Source organism: Frateuria sp. (assembly GCF_013362045.1).
GTDB lineage: Bacteria > Pseudomonadota > Gammaproteobacteria > Xanthomonadales > Rhodanobacteraceae > Frateuria_A.
This window is the reverse complement of the sequence record NZ_JABFWW010000155.1, coordinates 1-5182: the sequence shown is the minus strand read 5'-3', so window position 1 is coordinate 5182 and position 5182 is coordinate 1. Positions and strand designations below refer to the sequence as shown.

The window sequence follows — 5182 nt, the reverse complement described above, 5'->3', positions numbered from 1 at the left end:
TGGCCGCCTGCCAGGCCGCCAGCGCGGCCGGCAGGCGCGCACAGTACCTGCCGCTCTCGGCCATGCACGAGCACATCGGCGCCTTGCGCGGCGTGGGCAGTAGCGAGCTGCTGGCGATCGACGACCTGGGCGTGCTGGCCGGCGAACGCGCCGCCGAGCATGCGTTGTTCGACCTCTACAACCAGGTGCGCGCCGAAGGGGGCGCCATGCTGTTCGCCGCCGCCGCGCCGCCGGCCCAGCAGGGGATCGGCCTGCCCGACCTGCGCTCGCGGCTGGGCGCCTGCACGCAATTCGCCCTCAAGCCGCTGGACGACGCCGAGCGCCGCGCGGTGCTCCGCGAGCAGGCCGCCGCCCGCGGCATCGGCCTGGACGAGGCGGTGCTGGATTGGCTGTTCGCCCGCTACGCACGCGACCTGGCCGCGCTGCTGGACCTGCTGGACAAGCTGGACCAGGCATCGCTGGCGGCCAGGCGGCGCATCACCGTGCCGTTCCTGCGGGAGTTCCTGCGGGAACTGGACTGAAGCCTGCCGGCGGCCGTTCCCGGCAGCGGATGGGCGCCTATTTCTTTCCCTCGGACTGCTTGCCCTCATCGATCAGTTCGCGCACCCGCTGGCCACCCTTGTGGCCGAGGTCCGAATAGCCTTCCGGCCCCAGCTGTTCCTTGCGGATCTCGCCGCCCTTGTGGCCGCCCTTCTGGCCGGCTTCGCGCACGGTCATGTCGCCCTTGTCGTGCTGGTTGTCGCTGTGCTTGGTCATGGCGTTGCCTCGCTGGTTTATTTGCGGCTGCCGCCGCGGTCTTCGGCCTGCTTGCCTTCCTGGATCAGTTCGCGCGTGCGCTGGCCGCCCTTGTGGCCGCCGATCTCGCCGCCCTTGTGGCCGGCCTCGCGGACGCTCATGTCGCCCTTGTCGTGCTGGCTGTCGCCGGCGTGTCTGCCGGGCTGGTTCTTCTGCTGGGTCATCGTGGGTTCTCCGGTGGTGCGCCGTCAGTGGGGGCGCTGTTCGCTCTGGCGGGCCTCGGCCTGACGGCCGCGGTTGATCAGTTCGCGCACGCGCAGGCCGCCCTTGCGGCCCGCCTCGCGCACGCTGAGCTTGCCGTGGGCGCCGTCGATGGCGCCGCCCGATGCGGGCTTCGCATGCTTGCTGTTGGATTGATTGCCTGGGGACTGCTGCCGGTTCATGGGGTTGGCTCCGTTGATACGTCCAGTCACTTTGAAAGCCGGCTGGTCGCCTTCCCGGCGTCCAGCGCAAAGCGGCGGGTCCGGCGGGGATCCGCACCCGCTTGCGCCAGTGGCGCAAGCGCGCCCGGATGGCGGCGAACGCTCCCTCGATCGCACGGTGCCGCGATGCCTCGCGGCCTCCTTCGGACGGCAGGGGCGTTGCAATGCGGATGCCAGCATGAGGTGCGCCGTGCAGCGAAGCGGGACGCCGGCGACGCTGAAAAAAAAGCTTCGGCTGGAAAGATCTACAGCAGCGTCCGCCTGGTACCCAGGCATGCGGGTGGATGCCGATTGGCCGGCAAGGGCGTGGTGCGCGCAAAAGCAAAGGGCGCCCGCAGGCGCCCTTGTCGCCATGGCCCTGCCGGGCTCAGGCCTTGAGCAGCGCCGGCGTGGCCTGCGCGCCGATGGCGTCGGTCATCGCCTTGGCCACATTGAGGTTGGCGGCGATCAGATTGCCGCTGGCGGGCATGCCGTCGCGGCCGGCGAAATCGCCGTAGCGGCCGCCCGCCTCGTGCACCAGCAGCACGCCGGCGGCCATGTCCCAGGGCTTGAGGCCGATCTCGAAGTAGCCGTCGTAGCGCGCGGCGGCAGTGTAGGCCAGGTCCAGCGCGGCGGAGCCGGAGCGGCGGATGTCCTCGGCCTGGCCGAGGATCGCGCGGGTCATCGCCAGCTGGGCATCCAGATGCTCGCGCTGGCGGTAGGGGAAGCCGGTGGCGATCATCGCGCCGCCCAGGTTCTCGCGCTTGGAGACGCGGATGCGCCGGTCGTTCAAGTAGGCGCCGTCGCCCTTGCTGGCGGTGAACAGTTCGTCGCGCAACGGGTCGAACACCACGCCGTAGACCGGCACCCCCTTCTCGACCAAGGCGATCGACACGGAGAAGTGCGGGATGCCGCGCAGGTAGTTGTGCGTGCCGTCCAGCGGATCGATCACCCAGGTGAGCGGGTTCTTGCCGGTCGCACCGCCTTCCTCGGCGAGGATGGCATGGTCGGGGTAGGCGCGGCGCAGTTCCTTGACGATCTCGGCCTCGGCCAGCCGGTCGACCTCGGAGGCGAAGTCCATGCGCTGCTTTTCGACCACGTGCAGGCCGTCGATGCGGTTCATGTAGCGCAGGATCACGTTGCCTGCGGCGCGCGCGGCACGTGCCGCGATGGTGACGGCGGGTCTTGGCATGGTCGGCTTGGGAAAAAGAACGGTATGCGGCGGGCGATTCTAGCAGAGGGGCCGCCGGGGCGTCCCGGGCGGCTATGCTTGGCGATCGTTCCCCGCCGTTCGCCGCCATGACCGACCTCGCCGATCTCGCCAAGCTTTTCCGCTTCGTGCTGGTGCGCACTTCGCACCCCGGCAACATCGGCAGCGCCGCGCGGGCGATCCGCACGATGGGCTTCACGCGGCTGGAGCTGGTGGCGCCGGCGGATTTCCCCAGCCGCGAGGCCGATGCGCTGGCGGCCAACGCGGTAAGCGTGCTGGCCGAGGCGAAGGTGCACGACACGCTGGTGGATGGCTTGGCGGGGGCGACCTTCGCGCTGGGCCTGTCGGCGCGCCGGCGTGGCGTCAACCTGGCCGAGCTGACCCCGCGCGAGGGCGCCGCGCAGGCGCTGGCGGCCGCCGCGCGCGGCGAGCAGGTGGCGCTGGTGTTCGGCAACGAGCGCACCGGACTGGAGAACGAGGAACTGGCGCGCTGCCACGCGATGGTGCGCATTCCCAGCGTGGACGACTACAGCTCGCTCAACCTGGCCCAGGCGGTGCAGGTGATGGCCTACGAACAACGCCTCGCCATGCTCGGCGACGCGCTGCCGGCGCCGCCGGAGCACGACGAGCCGCCGGCAGACGCCGCGTGCATGGAGCGCTTCTTCGAGCACCTGGCGCAGACGCTGGACGACATCGAGTTCCACAAGGGGCGCGAGCCGACCACGATCATGCTGCGCCTGCGCCGGCTGTTCCAGCGCGCGCAGCCGGACGAGCGCGAGCTGCGCATCCTCCACGGCGTGCTGGCCGACGCGCAGCGCATGGCGTCGTTGACGCGGAAGTAGGGCGGCTTCCTGCTACGTCCCACGAGCTACGCGCGCTTGCGTCGCCCACCGTTTGCCGGTTCGCCCAGTTCCGGCTTGAGCAATTCCGCCGGCAGGCTGCGCACCACCCCGGCGAAGCGCTCGAGGAAGGGGCCCAGCGAGGAGCTCTTGCGCCACACCAGTGCGATGCGCCGGCTCGGCGCATGTCCGGCAAATTCCAGCAGCTGCACGTTGTCGGTGCGCGCCACCGGCGGCTTGATCGCCAGCGTGGGCAATAGCGTGATTCCGACGTTCGCAGCCACCATCTGCCGCAGCGTCTCCAGGCTGGTGGCGCGGAAGCCCACCTTCTCGCCGGCGCCGGCCAGCTGGCACAGCTCCAGCGCCTGGTCACGCATGCAGTGGCCGTCCTCCAGCAGCAGCAGGCTTTCGTCCGAAAGGTCCGCGAGCTTCAGCCGCGTCTTGCGCCGGGCCAGCGGGTGGTCGTCCGGCACCGCCAGCACGAAGGGCTCCTCGAACAGGAACTCCGCGTGCAGGCTTTCCTCGTGGATCGGCAGGGCGAGGATGCCCACGTCGAGCGAACCCTCGCGCAGCATGCGGATCACCTGCTCGGTCTTCTCCTCGATCAGCAGCAGCTCCAGGCGCGGGAAGCGCTGGCGCACGCGCGGCACCAGGTGCGGCAGCAGGTAGGGGCCCAGCGTGGGGAACACGCCCAGGCGCAGCCGGCCCGCCTCCGGATCGCGCGTGCGCTGGGCGATCGCCTTGATCTCCTCGATCTCGGCCAGCACGCCGCGCGCGCGGCGGGCGATCTCGCGGCCGGTTTCGGTGAGCAGCACCTTGCGCGGCGTGCGCTCGACCAGCGCTACGCCCAGCTCGTCCTCCAGCTTCTTGATCTGCGTGGACAGGGTGGGCTGGCTGACGAAGCTGGCCTCGGCCGCGCGGCCGAAATGGCGGTGCTCGGCCAGCGAGACTAGATAAGTGAGGTCGCGCAGGTTCATGGCTCACTCCGATAGGCTGCATCTATGAGTCTGATGGCAACAATCAATTTGAACAATGCCAGGGCGGTGCGTAACCTTGCCTCCATGACGCGTCATCCACGGCGCCCATGATGCTTTAACCGATCCCGCACTGATCAACGTTCCATCACCCGCACTTCTAAGGAGAGGCCCATGCTCACCATCGGCGACAAGTTCCCCCAGTTCAGCGTCCCTGCCACCGTCTCGATCGAGAACCTGGACAAGGCCTTCACCACCATCGACAACAACACCTACAAGGGCAAGTGGCTGTGCGTGTTCTTCTATCCGAAGGACTTCACCTTCGTCTGCCCGACCGAGATCAAGGGCTTCTCGGACGTGAACGAGCAGTTCGCCGACCGCGATTGCCAGGTGCTCGCCGCCAGCACCGACTCCGAGTTCGTGCACCTGGCCTGGCGCAAGGACCACAAGGACCTGCGCGACCTGAAGTTCCCGATGCTGGCCGACATCAAGAAGGACCTCAGCAATGCGCTGGGCATCCTGACCTCCGACGGCGTGGCGCAGCGCGCGACCTTCCTGGTCGATCCGGAAGGCGTGATCCGCTTCGTCTACGTGACCGACGGCTCGGTCGGCCGCAATCCGCAGGAAGTGCTGCGCGTGCTCGACGCGCTGCAGACCGACGAGCTGTGCCCCTGCAACTGGCACCAGGGCGAAGAGACCCTCAAGGTCGCCTGATCGTCCGTTCCACCCCGCAGTACCCCGCGCGCCCACCTCCCTCCCCCCGCAGGGCGCGCGGGTTTCCCAGCCGGCGGCCCCCCTTCGCCGCCGGCCCTTTTCCGAATCCAAGTAGGTGTCCCATGAGCCTTGCCGACCTCAAGAGTCAGCTGCCCGACTACGCCAAGGACCTGCGCCTGAACCTCGACTCGGTGCTGAGCGAGGGCGGTGCGCCGGGCCTCACCCAGAAACAGATCATGGTGGTCGCGC

8 protein-coding genes are annotated in these 5182 nt (G+C 69.2%); 3 read left to right on the top strand and 5 right to left on the bottom strand.

Going from position 1 to position 5182, the window contains the following annotated elements; all coding sequences use genetic code 11:
• Positions 1-521, top strand: a 521-nt coding sequence (locus HOQ08_RS07490) for a DnaA/Hda family protein (protein WP_291192902.1), incomplete at its 5' end; no start/stop codon positions are given.
• 37 nt (positions 522-558) lie between these two features.
• On the opposite strand, the gene HOQ08_RS07485 is transcribed toward HOQ08_RS07490, so the two are convergent.
• The 4 genes from HOQ08_RS07485 to HOQ08_RS07470 all read right to left on the bottom strand — a co-directional run bounded on the left by HOQ08_RS07485 (position 559) and on the right by HOQ08_RS07470 (position 2388).
• Positions 559-756 carry a hypothetical protein gene (locus HOQ08_RS07485; RefSeq protein WP_291192900.1) on the bottom strand — a complete coding sequence of 66 codons (198 nt, stop codon included), beginning with the start codon at positions 754-756 and terminating at the stop codon, positions 559-561.
• Between the two features lie 17 nt (positions 757-773).
• Positions 774-959: a hypothetical protein gene (locus HOQ08_RS07480; RefSeq protein WP_291192898.1), complete on the bottom strand. Its 186-nt coding sequence runs from the start codon at positions 957-959 to the stop codon at positions 774-776.
• Positions 960-983: 24 nt separating this feature from the next.
• Positions 984-1178, bottom strand: coding sequence for a hypothetical protein (locus HOQ08_RS07475; protein ID WP_291192896.1), 195 nt, complete (start codon positions 1176-1178; stop codon positions 984-986).
• 406 nt (positions 1179-1584) lie between these two features.
• Complete coding sequence (locus HOQ08_RS07470; protein WP_291192894.1) at positions 1585-2388, bottom strand: inositol monophosphatase family protein; 804 nt, start codon at positions 2386-2388, stop codon at positions 1585-1587.
• A gap of 107 nt (positions 2389-2495) precedes the next feature.
• Between HOQ08_RS07470 and HOQ08_RS07465 the strand changes: the two genes are divergently transcribed.
• The gene (locus HOQ08_RS07465; RefSeq protein WP_291192892.1) at positions 2496-3248 is read left to right on the top strand and encodes an RNA methyltransferase; all 753 of its coding nucleotides are present in this window, start codon (positions 2496-2498) and stop codon (positions 3246-3248) included.
• 26 nt (positions 3249-3274) lie between these two features.
• Here the strand turns inward: HOQ08_RS07465 and oxyR are convergent, their stop codons facing one another.
• On the bottom strand, positions 3275-4222 hold the full coding sequence (gene oxyR, locus HOQ08_RS07460) for a DNA-binding transcriptional regulator OxyR (RefSeq protein ID WP_291192890.1): 948 nt from the start codon (positions 4220-4222) through the stop codon (positions 3275-3277).
• Positions 4223-4393: 171 nt separating this feature from the next.
• Here oxyR and HOQ08_RS07455 point away from each other — a divergent pair, with 171 nt between their 5' ends.
• Positions 4394-4933 carry a peroxiredoxin gene (locus HOQ08_RS07455; protein WP_291192888.1) on the top strand — a complete coding sequence of 180 codons (540 nt, stop codon included), beginning with the start codon at positions 4394-4396 and terminating at the stop codon, positions 4931-4933.
• Positions 4934-5182 lie beyond the last annotated feature (249 nt).

What these genes read in the sequence shown, in the direction of transcription:
- HOQ08_RS07485 (WP_291192900.1), bottom strand. Translation starts at nt 756, where the DNA reads ATGACCAAGCACAGCGACAACCAGCACGACAAGGGCGACATGACCGTG.
- HOQ08_RS07480 (WP_291192898.1), bottom strand. Translation starts at nt 959, where the DNA reads ATGACCCAGCAGAAGAACCAGCCCGGCAGACACGCCGGCGACAGCCAG.
- HOQ08_RS07475 (WP_291192896.1), bottom strand. Translation starts at nt 1,178, where the DNA reads ATGAACCGGCAGCAGTCCCCAGGCAATCAATCCAACAGCAAGCATGCG.
- HOQ08_RS07470 (WP_291192894.1), bottom strand. Translation starts at nt 2,388, where the DNA reads ATGCCAAGACCCGCCGTCACCATCGCGGCACGTGCCGCGCGCGCCGCA.
- HOQ08_RS07465 (WP_291192892.1), top strand. Translation starts at nt 2,496, where the DNA reads ATGACCGACCTCGCCGATCTCGCCAAGCTTTTCCGCTTCGTGCTGGTG.
- oxyR (WP_291192890.1), bottom strand. Translation starts at nt 4,222, where the DNA reads ATGAACCTGCGCGACCTCACTTATCTAGTCTCGCTGGCCGAGCACCGC.
- HOQ08_RS07455 (WP_291192888.1), top strand. Translation starts at nt 4,394, where the DNA reads ATGCTCACCATCGGCGACAAGTTCCCCCAGTTCAGCGTCCCTGCCACC.